The sequence below is a fragment of the Chryseolinea serpens genome, assembly GCF_900129725.1.
In the GTDB taxonomy this organism is placed as follows: domain Bacteria; phylum Bacteroidota; class Bacteroidia; order Cytophagales; family Cyclobacteriaceae; genus Chryseolinea; species Chryseolinea serpens.
Genome location: NZ_FQWQ01000002.1, coordinates 72,904 through 98,158 on the forward strand (window position 1 = coordinate 72,904; position 25,255 = coordinate 98,158).

Consider the following 25,255-nt stretch of genomic DNA (forward strand, 5'->3'; position numbering starts at 1 on the left):
CGCCGGCGCTGGCAACTTCGCACTTTAAGCCGGGTTTCAGATCACTTTATGAACGCTCTAACGTCGATATGCTAGCTTTCGTTTCCGGAACGGGAGTTTTACTGGGCACACTCACCTCATTTTTCTTATTGTTGGTGAAGCGACCCCCGCACGAGCACGCCGTGCGCTTCCTCGGTCTGTATACTTTGTCGTTAACGGTTGGGCTTGCGGAACCGCTGATCCCCGCAGGGAACCTGTTGCTGCGCTACGCTGCCGGTGGTGTCAGTTTGCTGTATGGACCTCTCCTCTTTCTCTACTGTCAACACCGGATGGATGCTGGCCGCACCATCGGGTCGTCCTGGAAACATTTCCTTCCCTTCCTCCTCTATTGCCTGTCGTTGACGCTGGAAAAGTCTTTCGCGCAGGCGCCGCTCGAGGTCCGCGAGGGTGTGGAGCTGGCTTTGTACATTCTGTTGTTCGTACAGATCATCGGCTATTGTTTTGTGGCCGATCTTTATGTGGTCCACTTCCAGAAGCACATCACCGGCGCCAATGTATTCACCCGAAGCAGTCGCTTGTTCTTTTTGAAAATGATCGTGCGCGTGTCGGGCGGGTTCTTTCTCGTCACGTTTATTGGGAATCTTTGCCTGGCGTTATTTGGGTTTGCCTATCGCGAGGAACTCTCGATCTCGATACAGGTGGGCGTTTGCCTGATCTTATTTTTGATTGCGCTGCTGAACACCGAAACGATGCATGCGGAAAAGCTGGTGGAGTAGATCGCTATCGATCTTTCAACCGGACGACAAATTTCAGCCCCGACCACACCTCGTCGACGGCGCAAACTTTTACATCGACCAATCCATTTTTCAAACCAAAATCGCGGATCACATTTTCATCGAGGTCTGTCGCCACCTTCGAAGCTTTCTTGGGCCACGACACCCATAGCATACCGTCTTTCTTCAGAAGCTTCTGCCCGCGCAGAAATTCCTTCTCGAACACGGCCTGTTCCTTCACAAAGATGTGAATGAAATCCAATGCGCCTGCCGCTTTCTCTTTCACGGTGACGCCTTCTGGCAGTGCGCCCAGCAGATCGAAGTAGTCGGCCGGCGGCTTGAAGGCATAGACGCTGGTGTTTTCTTTGATGCCGAGCTTTTTAAGGAGGGGTGTGCCGGAATAGCCTGCCATGCGAGAGGGGGATTTGGTCTACCCTAAAATGCAAAATGCCCCGGTGATTACCGAGGCATCTGTGCAGAAAATTGAAGCGTGGGCTTAGTTGTTGTTACCCATTTTCTCCATTTCCTTTTCAAAGGTATCCTTGAACTTCTCGTAGTCGTAGTCGATCTTCAGGCGATCGTCTTTGGAAAGACGTTCGTTGTAGGTAGCCACCAGTTCTTCGGCCGACAGTTCGATCGCGATGTAGGTTTTGTAGGTGGCGTTCTCGGTCTTCATCAGCTTTTCGCAAATGGTTTTGAGGCCGGTGAGTTTCTGATCCACGATCTCGCGGTTCAGTTGCTCGAAACGTTCCTCCACCTGTTCCTTGTTGTTCATTTCACGGGAGTTGGTGTAGTTGTCGGTAACGGCTTTTACGGTGGTCTGAATGCTGGCCGCAAGTTCTGCACGTGCGTTGGCCAAGGCTTTCTTCTTCGACGTCACCTGGTCCTGGCTTTCGCCGATGGAGTTGGCGCGGAAGAATTTGCTTGTGGTAAAGAAATCAGGGCCCGAACACGGTACGTTTACTTCTGTTTCGCCTTTCGGGGTCTTCTCTTTGCTTTTACAAGCATCCAGAAGAACGCTTCCGAGAGCAACCAGCATCAAGGTAGAATAGGTGATTCGTTTCATACTCGACATTATTTAGTTATAGTAAGTTATATGTAAACAATTTAAATACCAAAGTCTCAGTCCATCCCAAACCAGCGACCGCAACAAAAATCATTGCAATACGGTGTTCAGCAATTCATTCATGCGCTCCTTTTCCAGGGTTTCCATGGTTTTGTTGTACGCATCCACGCTGGACTTGTCATAGTCGAGGCCATAGCCTTTAATGCGGTCGAAGGTAGTGGCGTAGATCTCCTTACTTTCTTTAACGGTTGAAACTTTGATTACGCTTGTAAGGTAGGTGATGTAAATGCTTCCGGAGATAGAGCCTTTTTCCGAGTCGGCAGTAACATCAAACCAGAGGTCGGCGGTCTTTTTATCGTCCGTGAACTCAAAGCCGTTGTTGGCCAACAGGTTTTTGAGCTTGTTGCTGATCTGGAGGTTGGCCTTTTGCTGGCCGAAGGTCTTCTCTTGTGCGGTTAGAAAAACGATGGGGCGCTGCACCTTGAGGTCTACCTGGGCGCGGGGAACATTCAGGGTTTTGGCAATGATGGCATAGAGCGGCGAGCTTCCGGCACCACTCAAGGCATCGATATCCACTTTTACGGCCACGGTTTGTTCCAGGTCTTTCGAGCCGATCTTGGTGAGCAGGATCTTTGCCTGCCCGGTGTTGTCGGCTTTGTAGGTGGGGTAAACATCGCCCGCGCCCTTTTCAAAGGCAGCGGCCAGGGGCAATCCTTCTGAAGGTTTGTTGTTGTCTTTATAAGTGGCCTTGGCGGTGACGGTTTGCGAGGTCTGGTTTACGCGCCGGTTTAGGGTGATCTCGGACGGCGTGACGCGGATACTCACTTTATCCAGAATGCTTTGCAGCGAGCTGTAGATCTCGTTGACCAACAAAATCTCTTTGCCGTCTACCGTGACGCGGATCGCTTCTCCCAGGTACTTCTCCAGGCTTCGAAACGCCTGAAAATATAATCCGATCGCCTGAAGACGTTCGCCGCCTTTCTCGGCCTGTCTTGCCTTTTGCAGATAGTCGGTGGCCAGCAACGTGGCGTTTTGCTTTTGCTCTTCCTTGATCTGGCGATAACGGGCGATGGAGAGGCGGTAGTACACCCAATAGTTGGCGTTGTCTTCCCAGGCGTCGACCAATTCAAATTCTTCGATTTCGTCGGCGGCGGTGGTTTGGATGACCTGTTGGTATTGTTCGGTGAGCTTTTTATCCAACTCCAGCTGGCTGAGCACGGAGGTGCTGGATACATTCACCTTGATCTCCGAAACCAGGTCATCGAGGGCGCTTTTCTTGGCGGATTGGATGTAGTTGTTGGTGCCGTCTTTTACGCTGTGGCCAATGCCGGTATAGTAGCCATCCTGGTAAGGGGTTGTTTTGAGCCACGAGGGTTTCAATGATTCCGGATCGGGCGGCTGCACCTTGGGACTGCAGGCTGCCAGGACGATGAGAACCGCAAAGAATCTTTTCACAAAATAACTTTTTACCGATTACGTTAGTCAGATGCCACTTCCATGCCAATCTTGACCAAACAGACAAATCTAACGGGGAATAAGGTTCAAATAGTGAAGTATGTACCAAAATATTTACCTTTAATAACCAAATGACGGGGTATATGAAAAAGTTGATTCTGGGGGTATTGACCATGGGCATGCTGCTTTCAGCCTGCCGCGAAAGCGAACAAGCCGTAAATTCGGATTTAACGGGTAACCAAACCGTGTATTCCTTGCAAGCCGGATCCACCTACAACATCAGTGGAACGGTGACCTTTAAAGAAAAGAAAGATGGAACTGCCTTGATCGACCTGGCCCTGACGGGCACGGAAGGCACAGCAGAATTTCCCGTTCACCTTCACATGGGCAACATCGCGGCCCCCGACGCGGCAGTTGCAGCCCTGTTGAACCCCGTCCAGGGAAAGAGCGGCGCCAGCGAAACCAACCTGCTGCAATTGGCAGATGAATCGAAAGTCACTTATGCACAACTGTTGCAATTGAACGCCTGCGTGAAGGTGCACCTGGGTGCTACCGGACCCGACCGGGACATCATCCTGGCCGCCGGAAACATCGGCCAGGCCGCCAGTTCGGATGTGAGCTCGGGACGTTTGGGAATAAGCGCCTGCAAGAGCGAGTAGATACAAAATTATAAAACGTAGAAGGCTGCCCCAAAGGCGGCCTTTTTTTTTGAGAAATCAAAGTCCCCGAGACGGGAGATTTTGATTTGGACAGTGACAGCCCTTAAGGATACGAAAGTAGCCGCAATCCATTCCCCTATGGCGCGTCACGCATAGCAAAGTCTCCGCCTCGGGGACTTTGCTATTTCGAATATGACTTGTATTTACCTGGGGTTGAACCACACCAGTGTCCATAAAAAAAGGCGGCCACCCTGAAGATAGCCGCCTTTTTTCGAATGTTGATTTTCTTCTTAATCCCCTCCGCCAACTTTCACTTCATACGAAGTAGTAATGGCTCCAAAGTACTCGCGGTTCATGCGCGCGATGTTGGTTAGACTGATGCCCTTGGGACATTCCGCTTCGCAGGCACCGGTGTTGGTGCAAGCGCCGAATCCTTCTTCATCCATCTGTGCTACCATTTTCTCCACGCGTTCTTTGCGCTCGGGTTTTCCTTGTGGCAAGAGGGCGAGCTGCGATACTTTCGCGCTCACGAACAACATGGCGGAAGCGTTCTTACATGCCGCCACGCAAGCGCCACAGCCGATACACGCTGCTGAGTCAAACGCTTCGTCGGCTACTTTTTTAGCAATGGGTATTTCGTTGGCATCGGGCACGCCGCCGGTGTTCACCGACACATAGCCGCCTGCCTGCTGGATGCGATCGAAGGCCGTGCGGTCTACGACGAGGTCGCGGATGACGGGGAATGCTTTTGCTCTCCAAGGCTCGATCACAATGGTCTCGCCATCTTTGAACGTGCGCATGTGCAACTGGCACGTCGTGGTTTGCTGCGGGCCGTGCGGACGACCGTTGATATAGAGGCTGCACATGCCGCAAATCCCTTCACGACAGTCGTGATCGAAAGCTACAGACTCTTCACCTTTGTGAATGAGGTCGTTGTTCAGGACGTCCAGCATTTCCAGGAAGGACATGTCGGCCGACACGTGATCCAATTGATATGATTTGAAGGAACCTTTAGTATCCTTGTTTTTCTGGCGCCAAATCTTCAGGTTAATCTTCATATTATTTGTAGCTTCTTTGAGTCAATTTAACATTTTCAAATACCAGGGGCTCCTTGTGAAGTTCTTCCGGTTGGTTCTCGCCTTTAAACTCCCAGGCCGACACATAGGTGAACTGATCATCTTTGCGCAGTGCTTCGCCATCGGGTGTTTGTGATTCTTCGCGGAAGTGACCGCCGCAGGATTCGGTGCGGTTCAAAGCATCGTCCACCATCAGTTCGCCCAACTCGATGAAGTCGGCTACGCGCATGGCTTTTTCCAATTCCTGATTCAGCTCGTTTCCGCCACCCAGCACGTTCACATCCTTCCAGAATTCCGTTTTCAGGGTTTGTATCTTTTGCTTGGCTCCTCTCAAGCCCGCATCGTTACGCGACATGCCACAGAACTCCCACATCAGCAAGCCGAGCTCGCGATGGAATTCGTCTACAGTCTTCTTGCCTTTGATCGAAAGGAATTTCTGAACGGTGCTGTTCACTTTCTCGATGGCCTCTTTGAACTCGGGACGGTCGGTGCTCACTTTCTCGGTGGGCAAACCTGCGAGGTAGTCGCCGATGGTGTAAGGGATCACAAAGTATCCGTCGGCCAGGCCTTGCATGAGGGCGCTGGCGCCGAGGCGGTTTGCGCCGTGATCGGAGAAGTTGGCTTCGCCGAGGGCGTACAAGCCGGGAACAGTAGTCATTAAGTTATAGTCCACCCAAAGACCGCCCATGGTGTAGTGAACGGCGGGGTAAATCATCATCGGCCCTTCATAGGGATTGTCGCCGGTGATCTGTTGATACATATCGAACAGGTTGCCGTATTTCGCTTCGATGGTTTTCTTTCCATCGCGCTTGATGGCATCGGCAAAATCCAGGAACACGGCCAGGCCGGATCCTACGCCGCGGCCTTCGTCGCACATTTGCTTGGCGTTGCGGGAGGCCACGTCGCGGGGAACGAGGTTACCGAACGAAGGATATTTTCTTTCGAGGAAGTAATCGCGGTCCGCTTCGGGGATGGCGGCAGCATCTTTCGCTTTCAATCCGGGGCGCGCCACTTTCGGCACCCACACGCGGCCATCGTTACGCAACGACTCCGACATGAGTGTGAGCTTGGATTGGTGATCTCCCGAAACCGGGATACACGTAGGGTGAATTTGTGTATAGCAAGGGTTGCCAAACAAAGCGCCTTTCTTGTGCGCTCTCCAGGCCGCCGTTACGTTCGAGCCTTTGGCGTTGGTGGAAAGGAAGAACACGTTGCCATATCCGCCGGTGCAAAGCAACACAGCGTGAGCAGAGTGTGATTCTATTTTACCCGACACCAGGTCGCGGGTGATGATGCCGCGGGCTTTGCCGTCGACGATGACTACGTCGAGCATCTCGGACCGGGTGTACATCGTCACTTTGCCGTTGGCGATCTGGCGGTTCAGGGCTGAGTAGGCACCGAGCAAAAGTTGTTGCCCGGTTTGACCGCGGGCGTAGAAGGTTCTGGATACCTGTGCACCACCAAAAGAGCGGTTGGCCAACAGACCGCCATATTCGCGGGCGAAGGGTACGCCTTGTGCCACGCACTGGTCGATGATGTTCACGCTCACTTCGGCAAGGCGGTAAACGTTGCCTTCGCGTGCTCTGTAGTCACCACCTTTAATGGTGTCGTAGAACAAACGGTAGACGCTGTCGCCGTCGTTCTGATAGTTCTTTGCTGCGTTGATACCGCCTTGTGCCGCGATGCTGTGTGCACGACGGGGGCTGTCCTGGAAACAGAATGCTTTTACGTTGTAGCCCAACTCTCCGAGCGATGCGGCTGCCGAGGCGCCCGCCAGTCCGGTGCCGACGACGATTATATCATACTTGCGCTTATTCGCCGGGTTGACCAGCTTGAGGTTGAACTTGTGTTTTGTCCATTTCTCCGCTAAAGGGCCTTCGGGAATTTTAGAATCTAATTTCATCTGTCTGTTTATTTTGGGTCGGGACCACGGCTAAGGTCCGGCTAATTGCTATTTGTTATAAATGTCTTGGTTCAGATACATCCAAATGGGGATCAACGCAAACAATACGGGCACGACGATGGCGAAGGCTCTTCCCACAAAACGAATAATGGGGTTGTATTTCGGGTGATTCAAGCCCAGTGTCTGGAACGAACTGGCGAAGCCGTGCCACAAGTGAAAGCCCAGGATCAGCATGGAGACCACATAGAGGGCCGCGTACCAGAATTGAGCGTAGGCTGCGGCTACAACTAAATACAAATTCTTTACTGTTTTACCTTCGTAGTCAACCGTTTGAATTCCTCCCCAGTGCATTTCGTACCAGAATCCTTTCAAGTGAATCACCAGGAAGATAAAGATGATGCTACCTAAAATTCCCATGTTGCGGGAGGTCCAGGCGGAAGAGTTTTTGCTTACGGCATATCCTTCACTGCCACGTGCCTTTCTGTTGTGCGAGGTGAGCATGATGGCCCAAAGAATGTGGACCAGGATGATGGTGTAGTTAACATAAGAGACGATCTTGATCAGCGGGTTGCTGGTCATGAACTGAGCATAGACATTGAACGCATGGCCGTCGTCATGCTTTAAGAGTTGAAGATTTCCGATAAGGTGAACGACGAGAAAGAGAATTAGAAAGAGACCGGTGAGGGCCATCAGAAGTTTTCTGCCCAGCGTGCTGGTCAGAAGGTTGGTAAACCAATTCATAGATGTAGTTGTCGAAAAATTTTGAATGTGGCCAAAATTACTTCGCAAACCCTATTCCACCAAGACCAACCTCACTTTATAAAAATTCTAAATAAACCTTTCTACGTAAGGGAAACGCCGATCAGAGAAGCTCAAACAGGAGGATAATGATGGAAATGGCCACGACGGCGATCAGTAAGAACCATTCTTTCCGCACAAAATTCATAATCCAAGAGAACAAGCGTTTCATAGCTTTAAAAACAATTTTCTACCCTATGCCAAATATCAGGCCCTACTTCAATATCCATTGAATATCAGCCAATTAGCACAGTTTGATTTAGATGCCAATGCAGATTTAAGAATCAAAATTGTATCCATTTCCCATTTCTGGAAGCCCATTAATTGCCGTCCACAGAACTAAAATCCCGCTGTTACAATTGAAATGATGGTGTACATTTACGTCACCACTACATTTTTTCGACTTTCATGTATTTAATATTCGACACGGAGACCACCGGTCTTCCACGCAATAAAACCGCGCCCATTACGGACCTCGACAACTGGCCCCGGCTGGTGCAGTTGGCATGGCAACTACACGACAACCGCGGCAAACTCATCGCCCAACACAACTACCTGGTGAAGCCCGACGGCTTCGACATCCCCTACAACGCCGAGCAAATTCACGGCATCTCGACCAAACGCGCCCTGGAAGAAGGTCACGACCTGCGCGTTGTGCTCGACACCTTTGTGAAAGACCTGGAAGGCACCCGTCAGCTGGTCGGTCATAATATAGAGTTCGACATCAACATCATTGGCGCGGAACTTATCCGTCAGCAGTTAAGCACCGACCGCTTCCTGAACCTGGCCAAACTGGACACCGGTATTTCATCGACCGAGTTTTGCCAGCTATCGGGTGGCCTGGGGGGCAAACTGAAGATGCCCACGCTGCTTGAGCTGCACAAGAAACTCTTCAACCGCGACTTTGGCGATGCCCACGATGCATCCTACGACGTGGCCGCTACCGCGCGAAGCTTCTTCGGGTTGGTCAAACAGAAAGTGGTCAAGCCCTTTGATGAAACACCGTTCGAGGAAATCACTTACGAAGAACCGAACCTGGACGCCGCCAATTTTGCCAAGCGCGAAAAGAAAAAGGCAGCGGACTATTCCCTCACCGACAAAGTCTCCGTCCTTACGGACAAACCCTTTGTTCATTTGCACGCCCACTCCCAGTTCTCCGTGCTCCAAGCCACGCCCGACATCAAGTCGATGGTGAGCAAAGCCAAGGCATTGAACATGCCCGCCATTGCGCTGACCGACCTCGGCAACATGTATGGCGCCTTCAAGTTCGTGCGCGAGGCGTTGAACAACGACCTGAAACCCATTGTAGGCTGCGAGTTTTATGTCGCGGACGAGCGGTTGAAACTGAAATTCACAAAAGACAATCCCGACAAGCGCTATAACCAGGTGTTGATTGCCAAGAACAAAAACGGCTATCACAACCTGGCAAAACTCAGTTCGCTGGGCTTCACGGAGGGGCTATACGGCATCTATCCGCGGATCGACAAGGCGCTGATCGAAGCCTACAAACAAGATCTGATCGCCACGACCGGGTCGTTGTCCAGCGAAGTGCCTTATCTGATTCTAAACGTCGGCGAAAAACAGGCGGAGGAAGCGTTCAAATGGTGGCACGGAATTTTTGGTGAAGACTTCTATATCGAGTTGAACCGTCACGGCATTCCCCAGGAAGATCACGTGAATGAGACGTTGTTGCGCTTTGCGGAGAAGTATGGCGTGAAATATTTTGCGGCCAACGAAGCTTTCTATCTACAAAAAGAAGAAGCAAATGCCCACGACGTTTTGTTGTGTATAAAGGAAGGTGAATTCAAGTCCACTCCTATCGGCTACGGTCGCGGCCACCGGTATGGATTGGCCAACACCGAATACTATTTCAAATCGCAGGACGACATGAAGTCCATCTTCCGCGACATGCCGGAAGCCGTGGAGACCATCAGCGAGATCCTCGACAAGATCGAAAGCTATACGCTGGAGCGGAATGTGTTGCTTCCCAAGTTTGACATTCCATCCGACTTCAGCACAGAAGACGAATACCTGCGACACCTCACCTACATCGGTGCGGCCAAACGCTACCCGGAAATCACCACTGCCATTCGTGAGCGGTTGGATTTTGAGTTGGATACAATCCAGAAAACCGGATACCCCGGCTACTTCCTCATTGTACAAGACTTTACTTCAAAGGCCCGCGAGATCGGCGTGTCGGTCGGTCCGGGACGGGGCTCGGCTGCCGGTTCGGCGGTGGCGTATTGCATCGGGATCACCAACGTCGACCCCATCAAGTACGACTTGCTGTTCGAGCGTTTCCTAAACCCCGACCGTGTATCCCTCCCCGATATTGATATTGACTTCGACGACGAAGGACGCGACCGCGTGTTGAAATATGTGATCGACAAGTATGGCAAAAACCAGGTGGCCCAGATCGTGACCTATGGCACGATGGCTGCGAAGTCGTCCATCCGCGACTGCGCCCGGGTGATGGAACTTCCTCTGGCCGACGCCACCTTCCTGGCGAAGATGATCCCCGAAAAGCCGGGCACTTCCCTCGATGACGCCTTCCAGGAAGTGAAAGAACTTTCCGACATCAAGAAGGGAACGGACCTGAAAGCGCAGGTGCTGCAACAAGCCGTGATCCTCGAAGGCTCGGTGCGCAACACGGGAACCCACGCCTGCGGGGTCATCATCACCCCCGACGACCTCACCAAGTTCGTGCCCGTATCAACGGCGCGCGACTCCGACATGTTGGTCACTCAATTCGACAACAGTGTGGTGGAAAGCGCCGGTATGTTGAAGATGGACTTCCTGGGGCTTACCACGTTGTCGATCATCAACTCGGCACTGCGCAACATCAAGAAAAGTCATGGCATCCACATCAACATCGACGATGTTCCGCTGGACGATCTGAAGACTTACCAGCTTTTTCAACGCGGCGAAACCACTGGCACGTTCCAGTTTGAAAGTGTGGGCATGCAGAAATATCTGCGCCAACTGAAGCCCGATAAATTTGAAGACCTCATCGCCATGAACGCCTTGTACCGACCGGGCCCCATGGAATACATCCCGGCGTTTATCAAGCGGAAGCACGGACAAGAGGCGATCAAGTATGACCTCGCGGCCATGGAAGAGTTTCTGCATGAAACCTATGGCATCACGGTCTACCAGGAGCAGGTAATGTTGCTCTCCCAAAAGCTTGCCGGCTTTAGCAAAGGCGACGCCGACGTGCTGCGGAAAGCGATGGGTAAAAAGCAGAAGGCCGTGCTGGATAAGATGAAGGATAAATTCATCAAGGGTGCTGAAAAGAACGGGCATGCCCAGGAGATCTGCGAGAAAGTATGGACGGACTGGGAAGCGTTCGCGCAATATGCTTTTAACAAATCGCACTCCACGTGCTATTCGTTGGTGGCCTATCACACCGCCTATCTGAAAGCCAACTACCCTGCCGAGTATATGGCGGCCGTGTTGACCCACTCACAAAGCAACCTGGAAAGCGTTACCTTCTTTATCGAGGAATGCCGCAGCTTGGGCATTAAGGTATTGGGCCCGCACGTGAACGAGTCGGGTGTTTATTTTGAAGTGAACAAAGATGGCGAGATCCGGTTTGGGCTGGGTGCCATCAAGGGTGCCGGTGATGCCGCCGTGGAAGCCATCATCCAGGAGCGCGAAGCCAACGGACCCTTTGAAGATATCTTCGAGTTTGCCAAGCGGATGAATCAACGTTCGGTGAACAAGAAGACCTATGAGTGCCTGGCTTTGTCGGGGGCGTTCGATTGCTTTGCCGGCATTCATCGCCGGCAGTATGTGTTTGCCAAAGACGGCGAGGTGAGCTTGCTGGAGAAGGCCATCAAATATGCCGCGAAGACCCAACAGGAAGAACAAAGCAACCAGGCCAGCCTCTTTGGAGGAAGCTCGGGCACGGTGATGCCCAAGCCCCGCATCGACTACGTGGAGCCCTTCAGTGAGATCGAAAAGCTGAACCTGGAGAAAGAGGTGGTGGGCATCTACATTTCGGGCCATCCCCTGGACAACTTCCGGTTCGAGATGGACTCCTTCTGCAAGACACGGTGCAGCGAACTCACCGAACTGGAAGCCATGCAGGGGCGCGAGGTCAAGTTAGGAGGCATCGTTTCCGGGGTGGAACACCGGACCACGAAGACCGGCAAGCCCTTTGGCAAGTTCACGCTGGAGGACTACACGGGCAACTTCACGTTCACGCTCTTTGGCGAGGACTATCTCAAATTCAAGACCTTCATGACGGTGGGGTGGTTCCTCTTTGTGGAGGGGGCCGTGGTGCGCAACTCGTGGGGACAGCAAAACCTGGAGTTCAAGATCCGGAACATGGACCTGCTCAACGAACTGGGCATCAAGCGCAGCAAGGGCGTGAAGCTGCGGATCAACGCCAACGATATCACCCCGGGCATGATCGGCATCATCGAAGGCGTTTGCGGAGAGTATTCGGGCAACACCCCGCTTTACCTGAAGATCCATGACCTGCAGGAAAACATCAACCTGGACCTGCTTTGCCGCAAATTCCGTGTTAACCCGGTCAATGACATGGTGCGGGAAATGAAAAAAGCCGGTGAAATCGAGGTAGAAGTGATGTTTTAGTACAAAGGTGCTGCCGGCCATTGAGGCTTCATAGAACTCTGAACTAAAAGCTATACCTTTGCGTTGGTCCTTTTGAAAGCATAAAAAGAACTTATAACATATACTCACATGGGAAAAGCAATTGAACTTAACGATGCTAACTTTGATCAGATCATCAACTCTGATAAGCCTGTACTGGTAGACTTTTGGGCAGAATGGTGCGGTCCTTGTAAAATGATCGGACCGGTTGTGGAAGAGCTTGCCGGCGACTATGAAGGCAAAGCCGTGATCGGCAAACTGAACGTTGACGAGAACCCCGCTGTAACCGCCCGTTTCGGTGTGCGCAGCATCCCCACCCTGCTGGTTTTTAAAGGCGGCCAAATCGTTGACAAACAAGTTGGCGCTGTACCCAAATCGGTATTGAATCAAAAGATCGCCGCACAGGTTGCATAATCATTACAGGGTATTTTAAGTCCCCTCAAAATAAAAAAGAGGCGCGTGGTGAACGTGCCTCTTTTTATTTTGTGCCCGCATTAGCGGAGATGCTTTTTATTTCACTTCAATCGTCCAGTCGTCGGTGCGGAAGCTGGACACGGGCAGGCCTTCTTTGCTGAAAAGATTGGGGATGGACCCGTTCTTCCATCCAAACCGGACGGCCACGGGCTTCTTCACTTCTTTGGCCGATACCACTACCGTATTTCCATCGATGACGGCCTTTGCCGGGTAGAAGACTTTATCTTCTCCTGCGATGGTGAACTCGGTTGGCGCGCCACCTTTTGCCATCAGGCCGGTGGGAATGTTGTTGAACGATAGGCGGATCTTGGCTTTTTCAACTTTCATCTCTTTATACAGCGGGTTCAGGTAGCTGATGCCCTTTTTGCCATACGTGTCGGACAGCGCCAGGTTTGCCAGGCGTTCGCCTACGGGTTTCTTGTATTTGGGATGTATGTCGGTTACGTCTTCCACGAGGTCGGAGACCACCACCATGCCCGTCTTGGCGATGTCGAGCATCTTTACTTCCTGCTCGCGGACAAGGGTTCCCTTCTCCACTTCGCCGTAGCCGCTAAACGGTGCGATCTGCACATAGTAGAACGGGAAGTCGTGCAGGAAATGTTTGCGCCAATCGGTGATCATGGTTTCCATCAGCAGCTTATAAGTTGACGGCGCGGCGGTGTTGGCTTCGCCTTGATACCACAACGCCCCGGCAATGCGGAACGGCAGCATGGGATTGATCATGGAGTTGTATACGACGGCGGGCGACGACGGGCACCAGGGCTTGTCGTCTACTTGTTTCTTAGATGCTTCCAGTAGCTTCGGGTTGCCTTCGATGCTCTCGCGGGGTGTCCAGGTTTCGGCGGGTGTGCCGCCCCAGCTGGCGTTGATGAGGCCGATGGGCACGTTGAGGCTGGTGTTCAGTTTCTTTCCAAAGTAGTAGGCCACGGCGCTAAACGATTTCACATTTTCGGGGTTGGCCACTTTCCACTGGCCCTCGCCCCGCACCTGCGGTGTCATGGCGGCGGAGTTGGGCACGTCGAACAGGCGGATGTTGGGGTCGTTCACTTTGTCGATGTCGGCCTTTCCATCGAGGGAAGCATGCATGCTCCACTCCATGTTGGACTGTCCCGCGCAAAGCCATACTTCGCCGGTCATCACGTCCTGGAGGGTGATGGTTTCATTGCCGGCTTTCACGGTTATCGTATGTGGGCCGCCTGCAACGGGTGTGAACAGCGTTGTGCCCCAGAAGGCGGTGTTGTCGGTTCTCACTTTCACGGTGGTGGTGTCCCAGCTCACCTTGATGGTGATGTCTTGCGTGGAATAGGACCAGCCCCAGATGGGCGTTGGCGATTGTTGTTGCAGTACCATGTGGTCGTCGAAGAGGGCGGCGAGGCGGAGTTGGGCTTGAGTGGTCGCTGCGGCCAGCAGCAAGGTGAAGAGCAGGGAGATCTTTCGCATGTTGTGAGATTGTCTGTGAATCAAAAATACAAAGGTATTGGAAGAAACATAACGGCTGCGACAGCCTCTTCCGGATGTTTTCTACAGAATTTTTTTGAGGCGCTCCACGATCTCCAACACGGCGGGACAAACCTGGGTGTTCTTATAGGCCAGGCCGGTGACCTGCACCATTTTTTTCCGGTCGGTGTGTGGGTATTCGCGGCAGGCTTTGGGGCGGGCTTCGTAGACGCTGCAATAGTTGTCGTCGCCGAGGAAGGGACACGGCGAGGACTTGAGCACATAGTCGCGGTCTTCGTCGATGCGCAGGTATTGTTCAACGAAGTCGCCGGGTTTCATGCGCAGGCTTTTGGCGACGCGCTCGATGTCGGTTTGATAAAAAATGGGCGATGTGGTCTTGCAGCAATTGGCGCAGGTGAGGCAGTCCATTTCCTCGAACACCTCTTCATGGGTGGAATGAAAGGCATCATCCACTTTGCGGGGGTCCATTTTTTTTACGCGCTCCAGGAATTTTTTGTTTTCCGTGGCTCGGTTTTTTGCCTGCTGATAGAATTTCTCCCGGTCGAAAGCCTTATCTTCACTTGCCATTGTGCAAAGATCGTAAATTCGGCTAAACCTACTGATAAAAATATGACGACTGCAGCCCCTGCCACCGTCCTTGTTGAAAAACCCCGTATTTCCTCCATCGACATGATGCGCGGCATCGTCATGGTTGTGATGGCCCTTGACCACACGCGCGACTTCTTTCACATCAACGCTTTTCTTTTCGATCCGCTGGACCTGACCAAGACTTCGCCAGCCCTGTTCTTCACGCGATGGATCACGCATTTTTGTGCACCGACGTTTGTGTTTCTTTCGGGCATGTCGGCGCGCATCAGTCTGCAAAGCAAAGGCACGAAGGCGTTGAGCAAATTCCTGTTATCGCGGGGGTTGTGGCTCATCTTCCTGGAGGTGACGGTGGTGCGCTTCGGATTGCTTTTCAACCTCTACTATGACTTCACTCTGATGCAGGTGATCTGGGCCATCGGTGCTTCGATGGTGGCGCTTTCGGCACTCGTCTTTCTGAAGGAGCGTGTCGTTTTCATCCTGGGTTTGGTGATTGTGTTTGGCCATAATTTGCTGGACATGGTTTCGGTTCCGCAGCAAAACCCGTTGTTCCCGCTTTGGACGTTGCTCGTACAGCCTGGATTTTTCCAGATCCCTCCTCAAAGCGGCGTGGCGGTGCCTTACCCGATGTTGCCCTGGCTGGGCATTATGATGACGGGGTATGGCATGGGCATGTGGTATGCGAAAGGCTATGATGCAGAGAAACGCAGGGTTTGGTTGGTCAGGTCGGGCCTGATCGCGTTGGCGCTTTTTGTGGTGCTGCGCTTCATCAATATTTATGGCGACCCTGCACCGTGGAGTGTTCAGAAGAATGCTTTGTATACGTTTATGAGCTTTATAAACACGACGAAATATCCCGTGTCACTGTTGTTTACGCTGATGATCCTGGGGAATACGTTGTTGTTATTGGCGCTGTTGGAACGGGTGAAGGGGAAGCAGGGGTCTTTCTTTTTGGTGTATGGACGGGTGCCTTTGTTTTATTTTATTGTGCACTTCTACTTGATCCATCTTTGTGCATTGTTGTATACGATTGGGAATGGTACTCCTTTCTCGGCGATCGATTTTCATTTTGCGAAAGGGTTTGGAGGAATTACGGCGGGGTCGGGAGTGTCTTTGTTTTGGGTGTATGTGGTGTGGGCGGGGATTGTGTTAGTACTATACCCTGTGTGCACTTGGTATAACCGGTATAAGAGTACGCATAAGGATTGGTGGTTGAGTTATCTTTAGAGCGGGATTTTTGAACCGCCTCACCTTCGCTAAAGCTCCCGTCTTCGCTAAAGCTACGACGGGCAAGTCGGCGAGCAAAGGCCCGCTTTTCGCTAAAGCTCCTTCGCTAAAGCTACGACGGGCAAGTCAGCGGGCACAGAAAGGCGCCTTGCGCTTTAGACCGTTTCGCGGGCGTAGTGGTTGGTGAGCTCTTCTACGAGGTCGAGCATGATTTCTTTTGCGGTTTCGGGGTAATCAATATCAACGGCGGCGCCGTAGCTGAGGAGCCATTTGCAGAAGGGCTTAACGTAGCCGATGAGGAAGGTCATGCGCACTTTGGTGTCGAGGGTTTCTTCGGAGACAAAACCATAGAAATATTTTGTATGCTGCACATAGCGTGCCGTGGGCTGATCAAAGGAGACGACGATCTTCTGTAGCTCTTGATTGCCTTGCATCATGGAGGCGAGATACTCCTGCAGGCTTAACAAATTCCGGCCGTCGAATTTTATGCCGGGCGTCGATAGGTTCTTGATGCGGTCGGCGCGGAAGTCGCGGTAGCCGTTGCGCAGGCGACACCAGGCGATGAGGTGCCAGGCGGCGCTGTAAAATACCAAGCCGATGGGCTCAACGTCGCGTTGGGTTGATTGTTCGTTATAGCTGCTGAAGTACTCTATACGGACCACATCTTTCGCGACGACGGCCCGTTGAATTCCGGAGAGAAAATCGTTGGGGAATTGGTGTTCATCCATCGGCATGCGACGCACTTCGATGTGCGAGTGCAGATCCTCGAGGAGATCTTTGTCCGACTCATTCATCACCGCCTTGATCTTCAACAGCGAAGATTCGAAGGCCTGCCGGATCGATTTGTCCGTCATTTTTTCTACCAGTTTTCCCGCCAGCAACATGGCGCTGGCCTCGTCCTGGGTGAACATGACCGGCGGCAAATGATAGCCATCGACGATAAAGTATCCCTTGCCGGCTTCCGACCCGATGGGTACGCCCGCCTCCATCAATGCCTTCACGTCGCGGTAGACGGTGCGGAGGCTGATCTCAAAACGGTCGGCGATTTCCTCGGCCTTGACCACGCGTTTGGATTGGAGCTGTACGAGGATGGCAGTGAGTCGGTCGATTCGGTTCATACCCTAAAGTTACGGCTTCGGCCGGAATTTGTTCTCAAAAAAATGTCCCGTGAACCAGGGGTTCCGGGACATTTTAGCGGGGTTATAAATTGATTAAAGCTCGGGCGCTGCTATTCAGGGCCCACTACCGGTGCACTTCCCAACGCGGGATTGTTATACTCTACTTCATTTTTCGGCACATCAAAATAGGGCAGGTAATTATAGTTGATAAACGCCTTGGTGTTCACCACCGTGCTGCCCGTGAAGTTTGACAGGATCACACCGTTTGCCCTGCCGCCGCCCACGCTCTTGTCATCGGTGACGCCCATGCGGCGAGCATCGTAGAAGGACAAGCCGCGGAAGGCCAGGCTGATCCGGCGCTCGCTGCGCAGTTCCTCCAGCGCCTCCGCCTGGGTGATCGCGCCAATCGCTGCAAGGCCTGCACCCTGATCACTGCGCACGTCGTCGATCAAGGCCGTTCCCCCTCCCACATTACCCGACCGGATTAGCACCTCTGCTTTCATCAGCTGATTCTCTTCGTAAGTACCGGCCAGGTAGATGTCATCCACGCCGGTTTCCTGTGTGTGGACGTAGGTGATCACGCCGGGCATGTTGTTGCCGCCATCGACCAGATAATAACGCGTTCCGTAGCCGAGGCCGCGGCCGCGCATGTTCACCTGGGGCGATTCCAGCAAGTCAAAATTGTTGGCCATGCGCTGGTCGTTGGCTCGAAAATCCTGGATGAGCCGTTCGCTCACATAAAACGTCTGACCATCTTCGGTGGCGGCCAGGCCGGCAACGGAACCGAAATTGGGATCGACAACGGAGCGGCTAAAGTCTTCCGTAGTTTTTACAATGAACACGGGATCATCTTCCTGGATGCCGTTGTCCACGAAGCCTTCGATGGCGGTCCATTGCGCAGCCGTCATGTCGGCCACGCGGGTGTTCACCAGGATGTTTCTGGCGCGCAGGGTATTGATGTTACGGATCCATGCTTCGGGTGAAGGGATGCCGCCTTTGCCTTGCTGGCAATAGCCCGGGATGGCCACCGCCAGAATGTCGGCAGAGACACCGGGGTCGGTGATCGCAGTCAATTCTGCTTCCGCCTTGTCGAAGTTGGCCATGGCCTCCGTGATGATCTCTGCATTTGTTTTGAAATCGCCATTCGTCAGGTTGGGTTCGTCGTTGATCACGCCGGCCACATACATGGAGCCGATGCGTGAATAGGCATAGCCCTTCCACCAGTAGCCCCAGGCTTTCAAGGTGTGCTTTTTATTTTCTGCATCGCCGCTATATTCTGCACCATCTACTTTTTTCAGCAGGATGTTCATGGCGTTGTTGAGGAAATACATTTGCGTCCATTCCATCAGCATGGTGTTGGCCGGGCCATAAGCGCGGTCGTTGCGCAGTCGCAGCTCATAGGGTTGTGAAACCCCGATGGGCATGGGAACCACCGTGCCGTCATCGATGGTGATGTCGGTGGGATTGTTGGCGAAGCGGAAGCTCTGGTTTCCCCAGGGGATGTAAATGATGTCGCCCATCGCATCGTGCAGGCCGAAGATCTGCGCGGTGAGGAAACCCAGGTTGCGTCCTGTACGCGGACCCAATTGATCGTCGACGGAGGCATAGTAGCTGCCGATGCCGTTGATGTAGGCTCCTCCTTTGGCGTAGGCCACCAGTCCGCCTTCTGTAGAGAGTGCATTTTCCAGCGGCTCGTTCTTGTTCACCACGTCCGTGAGCTCGTTCTTGCAGGCTTGTGTCACCAGCAAAAGAAGGCAAAGGGATATATAAAGTTTTCTGTGTTTCATACGATCGTGATTTACTTAGTTAAAAGAAACGTTCAGACCCACCTGGTACGATTTGAAATTCGGGAACGACCAGAAATCCAGACCGCGTTGCGTGGCCACCTGCGGTGATGCCGAAGTGGTTCCTCCACCGGAGGTGTTCTGGCTGCTTTCCGGATCCATACCCGTGTAGTTGGTGATCGTCGCGAGGTTCCTTCCGGTGAATACCAACTGAAGACGGGTGAACCCCTTCATGTCAAAAAACTTCGCGAAGTCAAATCCGACCGACAGGTTGCGCAAGCGGGCAAACGATGAGTTTTCCAGGAAGTAATCTTTCGTGCCGTTGCTTTCGGAAGCGTCGTAGAAGCTTTTGTAATAGGCCGTCCATGCGCCCGTCTCTCCATTGATGGTGAGCGGTTTGTCGTAGTCGCCGTGGAGGCCTTCGGAATACATCCACTCCTTGGTCTGGTTATAGGTCTTCGCGCCATATACCCAGTCGATCTGGAAGGAGAAGGTGAGGTAATTTTTGTAGGAGAAATTGTTGATGAAGGACATGTTGAACTTGGGTGTTGTGTTGCCCAGGTAGTATTTGTCGGGTGTGAACTGCACGCGTTTGCCGGCCTTGTCCACCACGCGGCCGTTCACCACTTCGTAGTTGGCGGCATTGGCGGGGTTGATATACGGGTCGCCGTTCTTATCTTTTTGATCGATGCTGGTCAGCGCCTTGTAGCCATAGATGGTGCCGATCCTCTCGCCTCCTTTCAATGTGTAGGTGGCGGCGTTCGCCCAGACCAGCGGAATATCTTTGCCGTCGGCTGTGCGGGAGAGCGATGAGGTTTGTGTTCCGAAGTTGGTCACGAAATCCCATTTCAGGTTATCGCCGGAGTACACATCCATGTCCACGCTGAATTGCACGCCGTTGGATTTCAGGTCGATGTAGTTATCCCAGATGGTCTCAGAACCTTGCGACACCGGCTGCGTCCGTTGCCACACGACGCCCGTGCTTTTACGGCTCCAGATCGACACGTTGGTGGAGATGTAGTTGAACCATGCACCGTTCTTTGTCGGTGCAATGCCAAAATCGAAACCGTATTCAAATTCCTTGGTGCGCTCCACTTTCAAACCTGCATTTGCGAAAGTAGGATTGCTATAGATGATGAATCCATTGTCGACCGTGCCGGTTTTGTATGATGGGATGCGCAGGTAGTGATTGGGCACAGGGCCTGCAAGGTCTTTCGATGCGTCCAACGTATAGCCTACTGGCTGTATACCGGCTTCACCATAGGCCGCCCGGATCTTGAACTCGGGCAAGACCGAAGAGATGCCGTCCCAGAACGTGAGTTTGGAAAGCCGCAGGTAGGCATCGCCGCGGGGGAACGTGAAGGGCGACTTGGCATCGCCATAGGTCGAACTGTAGTCGGAGCGGAAACCTCCGGAAATTCCGGCCGTCTCTTTGTATTCAAACCGCTGGTTCAACAAAAAGCCATAGGTTATGAAAAGGTCTTCATATTCGGTGGTGCTGTTGGACGACGATTGTGCACCGTTGATGTCGTCGATGCTTGAATAAGAAGGCAGCCCCGTATAGATCAGGTACTGGCGGTGGAAACTGCTCTTGCGCCAGTCGAAGGCCAGTTGTGTGGTGGAGGCGATCGGCACTTTCCAGCCGAGGTCTTTGTCGAAATCAAACTTGATGGTTCCGGTCACCAGCGAGTTGAGGTTGTAGTTGTTGGTGACCGACTTGTTCAATCCCCCGTTGATCGACTCTCCGATGAAGCTGTTGTTGGCCAGCGATGAGGCGTTGCCGGTCTGATTCTGCGTTTCGCGCGCAAAATTGTTTACCGAGTAGTTCAAGCCCAGTTTATAATCCAGCTCGAAGATCTTGGTGGGCGTGTAATGCAGGTTTAGGGTGGGGATCACGTCGATGACCGTGCTCTTGAACTTTTGGTACTGGAAGAAATATTTCGGGTTCGAGTTGTTGGCTCCCGCACCGCCAAACTGATAGGTATAATTACCATCCGCATCCTTGTAGTCCAGATCGGCAAACGGGTAAGTATACATGGCCGACGACAAGGGCGCATTGCTCACGTAATAGGGGTTAACCGTGTTGTCAGTATAGATCAGTTGGGTCGTGGACCGGAATTTCAGGTTCTTCAAAATGTCGACACCCACGTTGGTGGTGAAATTGGTGCGGTCCAATACACCTTGCACAACGGACTCCTGGCGGAGCTTCGAAAACGAGAACGCATAGTCGCTGTTGTCTTTTCCGCCGGAGAGCGCCACGTTGTAGTTGGAAGTATGAACGTTGCGGAACAACTGGGCGATGTGGTCGTAGTATTTCGTGTTGTTCTGATAGGGTTTGTTGTTTTGTGCTGCGGGGCCGTTTTCCCAGTTGGCTTGTCCCCAGAGACCCAGGTTGTCTTGCGTGAGCAAGCCGCCGTTGTTGTCGAGGATGTTGCCGTTGGCGTCGGTGGTGAAGGAGTGATGGAAGGGTTGGTGCAGGTCGCCGATGTTCAGCACCTGGTCAACGCTGGTGCGGGCCGAGGCGTCGATGTGCATCGGGCCTTGCTTTCCTTTTTTGGTGAAGATCTGGATCACACCGTTGGCACCTTGTGCGCCATAGATCGTGGCCGCCGAAGCGCCTTGCACCACTTCGATGCGTTCCACGTTGTTGAGGTCAAGCGCGTTGAGCGAGGTGGAGCGCATTTCAACACCGTCCACCATGATGAGCGGCTGTGTTCCACCCGACAGCGTGTTGATGCCGCGCAGCTGGATGCTGACCGGAGCCCCGGGGTTGCCCGACGACGACATGATCTGCGCGCCGGCAATTTTTCCCACCAGCGCCTGGTCGATCGACGCGGTGGGAATGGTCGGCAGGCGATCACCCGAAACCGACTCGACCGAGATGGCCAAACGTCGTTTGTCCGTAGCGACGCCAACGCCGGTGACTACCACTTCTGATAATTGCGTGACATCCGAAGCAAGTTGGATGTCAATGACCGAACGGTCGCCGACGGCGACTTCCTGGGTTTGCAGACCGATGAAGGAGAACACGATGTTCCCTCCTGCATCGGCGTTGGGGATGGAAAGCCGGTAGACTCCATCCGCATTCGTAACGGTGCCGAAGGAAGTACCCTTCAACACCACGTTGACGCCGGGCAAAGCAGAGCCGTCTTCCTTAGACGTTACCTTGCCCGTCACCACGCGTTCCTGGGCACGCGCCAATAGGGTCGTGCCTAGCAAACATGCTAACAGTAAAAATTTACTCATAGGTTGTTTTTGTTAATGAATTGTTAATAACCAAAGCTTGGGAAATCCGCTTTGAAATGAATCACACCGTACAGGGGAACATTAGGATGGGGTAATCACACGAGACGCGGGAGACCGGCGAAGTGAAACGATGGATTCGGGGGGATTGTGATACCCTGGTTTCGTTTCACCGGTGCGCTTTGGTTTCGATCGAAAAGAAAATCTAAAACGTTGGCAACCGATCGATCACCATCAAAAAATAAAAGCGTCTTGCCGTATCCAACAGCAAGACGCTCTCTATACCGTAAGTGGATCATGGGATTTTCATTCCCCTCCCACCTTTCAAAAAAAGATCTACCAGAAGATGATATACAAGGCAGCGAGAATTCCGCAGACGATGACAGCGCCCACAGCAAAAGCTCCCTTGGGTTTGAACATTGCAGCGTCGATCTCCAGTCCTTTGGGTTCTGCTTTCGTATCCGCCAAGCTCACCACTACCATCACGGCCACAACCACCAGGAACACGAGGCCCATGCGGTCGATGAACGGGATCTCATACAACCCTGAATCGTTGTTGATGGCAGCAAGGCCAAAGCTGCTGAGGCTAGAAAGATCAGCATATCCTGGCAACACCTTCAGGAACATCGAAAGCGGGAACACGATGACGGCGGCTACCAATGCTGCTTTCGCCGTGGTCTTTTTCCAGAAGAAACCTAAAATGAAAATAGCAAAGATCCCGGGCGACACAAAGCCGGTGTATTCCTGGATGAACTGGAAGCCCCCCTTCTTATCGATGCCCATGAACGGCGAAATGACAATGGCCAACCCCATGGCTACCATGATGGCGATCTTGCCCACGTGCACCAAATGCTTTTCAGTGGCGGCGGGGTTGAAAAATTTCTTGTAAATGTCCAGCGTAAAGATGGTGGAGATACTGTTTGCCTTACCGGCCAGCGACGCTACAATGGCGGCCGTGAGCGCGGCAAAGGAAAGTCCTTTCAATCCGATGGGGAGTAGGTTTAGGAGGATGGGATAAGCGCGGTCAGGGTTGAGTGCACCGTTGCTTTGCATTTCGGTTTGGAACATGCCTTCCTGGTACAACACATAGGCAGCAATACCCGGCAGTACGACGATGACGGGCATCAACAACTTCAGGAACGCGGCAAACAAAATACCGTTGCGTGCTGTGGGCAGGTCGGCGCCCAGGGCGCGTTGTGTGATGTATTGGTTACAACCCCAGTAGTTGAGGTTTACGATCCACATACCACCCAACAATATTGATAGACCCGGCAAGTCCAGATAATTTGGATTCCCCTGTTTGAAGAGCATGTGGAAGTGATCGTTGCCATGATCCATCATGAGACTGAATCCGTTGAGCACGCCCGAAGAGCCAAAATGTTCCGACACCATGTTGAGGGCCATATACGTGGTGGCCAACCCGCCGAGGATGAGGAAGAACACCTGGATAACGTCGGTGTACCCGATCACCTTCATCCCGCCCAGCGTGATGACGATGGCGAAGAGGGCCAAGCCGCCCATACACACCCAGAAGTTAATACCCGAGATGGTGTTGATGGCCAAGGCACCCAAAAAGAGGATCGACGTGAGGTTCACGATCACATACAACAAGAGCCAGAACACCGCCATGATCGTGCTCACCGTACTGCTATACCGTTGGGTAAGGAATTGCGGCATGGTGTAGATCTTGTTCTTGAGGTAGATGGGCATAAAGAAAATGGCCACCACCAGCAGCGTTGCCGCGGCCATCCATTCGTAGGTGGCAATGGCCAGACCCATCTTGAAACCGGATCCCGACTGACCGATAAACTGCTCGGCCGAAATGTTGGAAGCGATCAGCGAGGCGCCGATAGCCCACCAGGTGAGCGACCCTTCGGCCAGAAAGAAATCTTTGGAATCTTGCAGGGCTTTTTTCTTGCGGTTGTAGACCCAGTACCCGTAGGAAGAAACGATGACGAAATAAATGAGAAAGACGATGTAGTCTATGGAGTGTAATTGCTGCTGCATCTTGGTTTAGGGTATGTGTTTAGGCGAATGATTGTTAGGTTTCCGCCTCCACAGCCGCTTCCCAGGAAGAGGCAAATGAAGGTCAGTCTGTTGGTTTTCTGAGGGTCTGGAAAATAAAAGTCAGGTTCTTTTTTGAAACTACAAAGGATGCAATCGATTTTTTAGGCTTTTATCACAAACCCGGCGGTAGATATTTGAATTTCATTAAATAAACCTTCAACTTTTGGTTTCTGAAAAATAGAACCCAAAACACCATGGCAAAAGGCTTATTGATCGATATGGATGGCGTGATCTACGGAGGGGATATCCTCATTCCGGGAGCCGACACCTTTATTGCCCGTTTACTGAGTGAAAACATCCCTTTTACCTTCATGACCAACAACAGCCAGCGCACCCCCCTGGAGGCCGTGCGGAAGTTGCGGAAACTGGGCATCGAGGTAACCGAAAACCATATCTACACCAGCGCCATGGCCACTGCCAAGTTCCTGGCCAGCCAGGTACCCAAGGGCACCGCCTACGTACTGGGCGAAGGCGGCCTCATCAGCAGCCTCCACGACCACGGCATCACGCTGGTGGACACCGAGCCCGACTTCGTAGTGCTCGGCGAAGGCCGCAACTTCACCCTCGAAATGGTGCAACGCGCCGTGGACATGATCCTGGCCGGCGCCAAATTCATCACCACCAACCGCGACCCCTCTCCCAAAAAGAAAGGCTGGAACAACCTGGGCATCGCGGCCACCACGGCCATGATCGAAGAAGCGACCGGCATCAAGGCGTTTGTGGTGGGAAAACCTGGACCCGTCATGATGCGGTCTTCGCGGAAACATATCGGATTGGAGACGGCGGATACTACGGTGATTGGTGATACGATGGATACGGATATTCAAGGTGGCGTGCAGATGGGGTATCGGACGATATTGGTGCTGTCGGGGATCAGTAAGAATGAGGAGTTGAAGAAGTATGCGTTTAAGCCGGATTTGGTGGTGAATTCGGTGAGTGATATTGAGTTGCCGTTGGAGTGGTGGGTGTAGGA

18 protein-coding genes are annotated in these 25,255 nt (G+C 52.6%); 6 read left to right on the plus strand and 12 right to left on the minus strand.

The genetic code is table 11. The features are described from left to right. Positions 1–68: 68 nt before the first annotated feature. Positions 69–755: a hypothetical protein gene (locus BUB30_RS14420; RefSeq protein ID WP_073135326.1), complete on the plus strand. Its 687-nt coding sequence runs from the start codon at positions 69–71 to the stop codon at positions 753–755. A 4-nt stretch (positions 756–759) separates the two neighbouring features. Here BUB30_RS14420 and BUB30_RS14425 read toward each other — a convergent pair whose 3' ends face one another. The 3 genes from BUB30_RS14425 to BUB30_RS14435 form a co-directional block, all read right to left on the minus strand. After that, on the minus strand, positions 760–1,164 hold the full coding sequence (locus BUB30_RS14425) for a DUF3052 domain-containing protein (RefSeq protein ID WP_073135328.1): 405 nt from the start codon (positions 1,162–1,164) through the stop codon (positions 760–762). 84 nt (positions 1,165–1,248) lie between these two features. Further along, on the minus strand, positions 1,249–1,818 hold the full coding sequence (locus BUB30_RS14430) for a hypothetical protein (protein ID WP_073135330.1): 570 nt from the start codon (positions 1,816–1,818) through the stop codon (positions 1,249–1,251). A gap of 90 nt (positions 1,819–1,908) precedes the next feature. Next, on the minus strand, positions 1,909–3,273 hold the full coding sequence (locus tag BUB30_RS14435; protein ID WP_073135332.1) for an LPP20 family lipoprotein: 1,365 nt from the start codon (positions 3,271–3,273) through the stop codon (positions 1,909–1,911). Between the two features lie 143 nt (positions 3,274–3,416). On the opposite strand from BUB30_RS14435, the gene BUB30_RS14440 reads away from it, so the two are divergent. Beyond that, positions 3,417–3,932 (plus strand): hypothetical protein, encoded by a 516-nt coding sequence (locus BUB30_RS14440; RefSeq protein WP_073135334.1) that lies wholly within the window; start codon positions 3,417–3,419, stop codon positions 3,930–3,932. A 290-nt stretch (positions 3,933–4,222) separates the two neighbouring features. On the opposite strand, the gene BUB30_RS14445 is transcribed toward BUB30_RS14440, so the two are convergent. The 3 genes from BUB30_RS14445 to BUB30_RS14455 are packed head-to-tail and all read right to left on the minus strand — an operon-like array spanning position 4,223 to position 7,652. After that, the gene (locus BUB30_RS14445) at positions 4,223–4,990 is read right to left on the minus strand and encodes a succinate dehydrogenase/fumarate reductase iron-sulfur subunit (protein ID WP_073135336.1); all 768 of its coding nucleotides are present in this window, start codon (positions 4,988–4,990) and stop codon (positions 4,223–4,225) included. Position 4,991: 1 nt separating this feature from the next. Continuing rightward, positions 4,992–6,911: a fumarate reductase/succinate dehydrogenase flavoprotein subunit gene (locus BUB30_RS14450; protein WP_073135337.1), complete on the minus strand. Its 1,920-nt coding sequence runs from the start codon at positions 6,909–6,911 to the stop codon at positions 4,992–4,994. A gap of 48 nt (positions 6,912–6,959) precedes the next feature. Further along, on the minus strand, positions 6,960–7,652 hold the full coding sequence (locus tag BUB30_RS14455; protein WP_073135339.1) for a succinate dehydrogenase cytochrome b subunit: 693 nt from the start codon (positions 7,650–7,652) through the stop codon (positions 6,960–6,962). Positions 7,653–8,117: 465 nt separating this feature from the next. Here BUB30_RS14455 and dnaE point away from each other — a divergent pair, with 465 nt between their 5' ends. Continuing rightward, complete coding sequence (dnaE, locus tag BUB30_RS14460; RefSeq protein WP_073135341.1) at positions 8,118–12,308, plus strand: DNA polymerase III subunit alpha; 4,191 nt, start codon at positions 8,118–8,120, stop codon at positions 12,306–12,308. A gap of 108 nt (positions 12,309–12,416) precedes the next feature. After that, on the plus strand, positions 12,417–12,740 hold the full coding sequence (gene trxA, locus BUB30_RS14465; protein WP_073135343.1) for a thioredoxin: 324 nt from the start codon (positions 12,417–12,419) through the stop codon (positions 12,738–12,740). Between the two features lie 96 nt (positions 12,741–12,836). Here trxA and BUB30_RS14470 read toward each other — a convergent pair whose 3' ends face one another. Both BUB30_RS14470 and BUB30_RS14475 read right to left on the minus strand, forming a co-directional pair. Further along, on the minus strand, positions 12,837–14,240 hold the full coding sequence (locus tag BUB30_RS14470; protein ID WP_073135345.1) for a sialate O-acetylesterase: 1,404 nt from the start codon (positions 14,238–14,240) through the stop codon (positions 12,837–12,839). Positions 14,241–14,321: 81 nt separating this feature from the next. Further along, the gene (locus BUB30_RS14475) at positions 14,322–14,825 is read right to left on the minus strand and encodes a YkgJ family cysteine cluster protein (protein WP_073135348.1); all 504 of its coding nucleotides are present in this window, start codon (positions 14,823–14,825) and stop codon (positions 14,322–14,324) included. A 42-nt stretch (positions 14,826–14,867) separates the two neighbouring features. Here BUB30_RS14475 and BUB30_RS14480 point away from each other — a divergent pair, with 42 nt between their 5' ends. After that, entirely contained in the window at positions 14,868–16,070 is a 1,203-nt protein-coding gene (locus BUB30_RS14480) for an acetyltransferase domain-containing protein (protein WP_073135350.1), read from the plus strand. 155 nt (positions 16,071–16,225) lie between these two features. On the opposite strand, the gene BUB30_RS14485 is transcribed toward BUB30_RS14480, so the two are convergent. The 4 genes from BUB30_RS14485 to BUB30_RS14500 all read right to left on the minus strand — a co-directional run bounded on the left by BUB30_RS14485 (position 16,226) and on the right by BUB30_RS14500 (position 24,222). Next, positions 16,226–17,188 (minus strand): helix-turn-helix transcriptional regulator, encoded by a 963-nt coding sequence (locus tag BUB30_RS14485; protein WP_073135353.1) that lies wholly within the window; start codon positions 17,186–17,188, stop codon positions 16,226–16,228. 110 nt (positions 17,189–17,298) lie between these two features. After that, positions 17,299–18,975: a RagB/SusD family nutrient uptake outer membrane protein gene (locus tag BUB30_RS14490; protein WP_073135355.1), complete on the minus strand. Its 1,677-nt coding sequence runs from the start codon at positions 18,973–18,975 to the stop codon at positions 17,299–17,301. Positions 18,976–18,990: 15 nt separating this feature from the next. Beyond that, positions 18,991–22,218, minus strand: coding sequence for a SusC/RagA family TonB-linked outer membrane protein (locus tag BUB30_RS14495; RefSeq protein WP_073135357.1), 3,228 nt, complete (start codon positions 22,216–22,218; stop codon positions 18,991–18,993). A gap of 333 nt (positions 22,219–22,551) precedes the next feature. Beyond that, positions 22,552–24,222 (minus strand): sodium/sugar symporter, encoded by a 1,671-nt coding sequence (locus BUB30_RS14500; protein ID WP_073135358.1) that lies wholly within the window; start codon positions 24,220–24,222, stop codon positions 22,552–22,554. Positions 24,223–24,476: 254 nt separating this feature from the next. On the opposite strand from BUB30_RS14500, the gene BUB30_RS14505 reads away from it, so the two are divergent. Continuing rightward, positions 24,477–25,253, plus strand: a complete 777-nt coding sequence (locus BUB30_RS14505; protein WP_073135360.1) for an HAD-IIA family hydrolase — start codon at positions 24,477–24,479, stop codon at positions 25,251–25,253. The last annotated feature ends 2 nt before the right edge of the window (positions 25,254–25,255 follow it).

Coding starts and splice junctions, on each gene's coding strand:
- BUB30_RS14430 (WP_073135330.1), bottom strand. CDS start 1,818: ATGAAACGAATCACCTATTCTACCTTGATGCTGGTTGCTCTCGGAAGC.
- BUB30_RS14420 (WP_073135326.1), top strand. CDS start 69: ATGCTAGCTTTCGTTTCCGGAACGGGAGTTTTACTGGGCACACTCACC.
- BUB30_RS14450 (WP_073135337.1), bottom strand. CDS start 6,911: ATGAAATTAGATTCTAAAATTCCCGAAGGCCCTTTAGCGGAGAAATGG.
- BUB30_RS14485 (WP_073135353.1), bottom strand. CDS start 17,188: ATGAACCGAATCGACCGACTCACTGCCATCCTCGTACAGCTCCAATCC.
- dnaE (WP_073135341.1), top strand. CDS start 8,118: ATGTATTTAATATTCGACACGGAGACCACCGGTCTTCCACGCAATAAA.
- BUB30_RS14490 (WP_073135355.1), bottom strand. CDS start 18,975: ATGAAACACAGAAAACTTTATATATCCCTTTGCCTTCTTTTGCTGGTG.
- BUB30_RS14440 (WP_073135334.1), top strand. CDS start 3,417: ATGAAAAAGTTGATTCTGGGGGTATTGACCATGGGCATGCTGCTTTCA.
- BUB30_RS14455 (WP_073135339.1), bottom strand. CDS start 7,652: ATGAATTGGTTTACCAACCTTCTGACCAGCACGCTGGGCAGAAAACTT.
- BUB30_RS14505 (WP_073135360.1), top strand. CDS start 24,477: ATGGCAAAAGGCTTATTGATCGATATGGATGGCGTGATCTACGGAGGG.
- BUB30_RS14470 (WP_073135345.1), bottom strand. CDS start 14,240: ATGCGAAAGATCTCCCTGCTCTTCACCTTGCTGCTGGCCGCAGCGACC.
- BUB30_RS14495 (WP_073135357.1), bottom strand. CDS start 22,218: ATGAGTAAATTTTTACTGTTAGCATGTTTGCTAGGCACGACCCTATTG.
- BUB30_RS14500 (WP_073135358.1), bottom strand. CDS start 24,222: ATGCAGCAGCAATTACACTCCATAGACTACATCGTCTTTCTCATTTAT.
- BUB30_RS14475 (WP_073135348.1), bottom strand. CDS start 14,825: ATGGCAAGTGAAGATAAGGCTTTCGACCGGGAGAAATTCTATCAGCAG.
- BUB30_RS14480 (WP_073135350.1), top strand. CDS start 14,868: ATGACGACTGCAGCCCCTGCCACCGTCCTTGTTGAAAAACCCCGTATT.
- trxA (WP_073135343.1), top strand. CDS start 12,417: ATGGGAAAAGCAATTGAACTTAACGATGCTAACTTTGATCAGATCATC.
- BUB30_RS14445 (WP_073135336.1), bottom strand. CDS start 4,990: ATGAAGATTAACCTGAAGATTTGGCGCCAGAAAAACAAGGATACTAAA.
- BUB30_RS14425 (WP_073135328.1), bottom strand. CDS start 1,164: ATGGCAGGCTATTCCGGCACACCCCTCCTTAAAAAGCTCGGCATCAAA.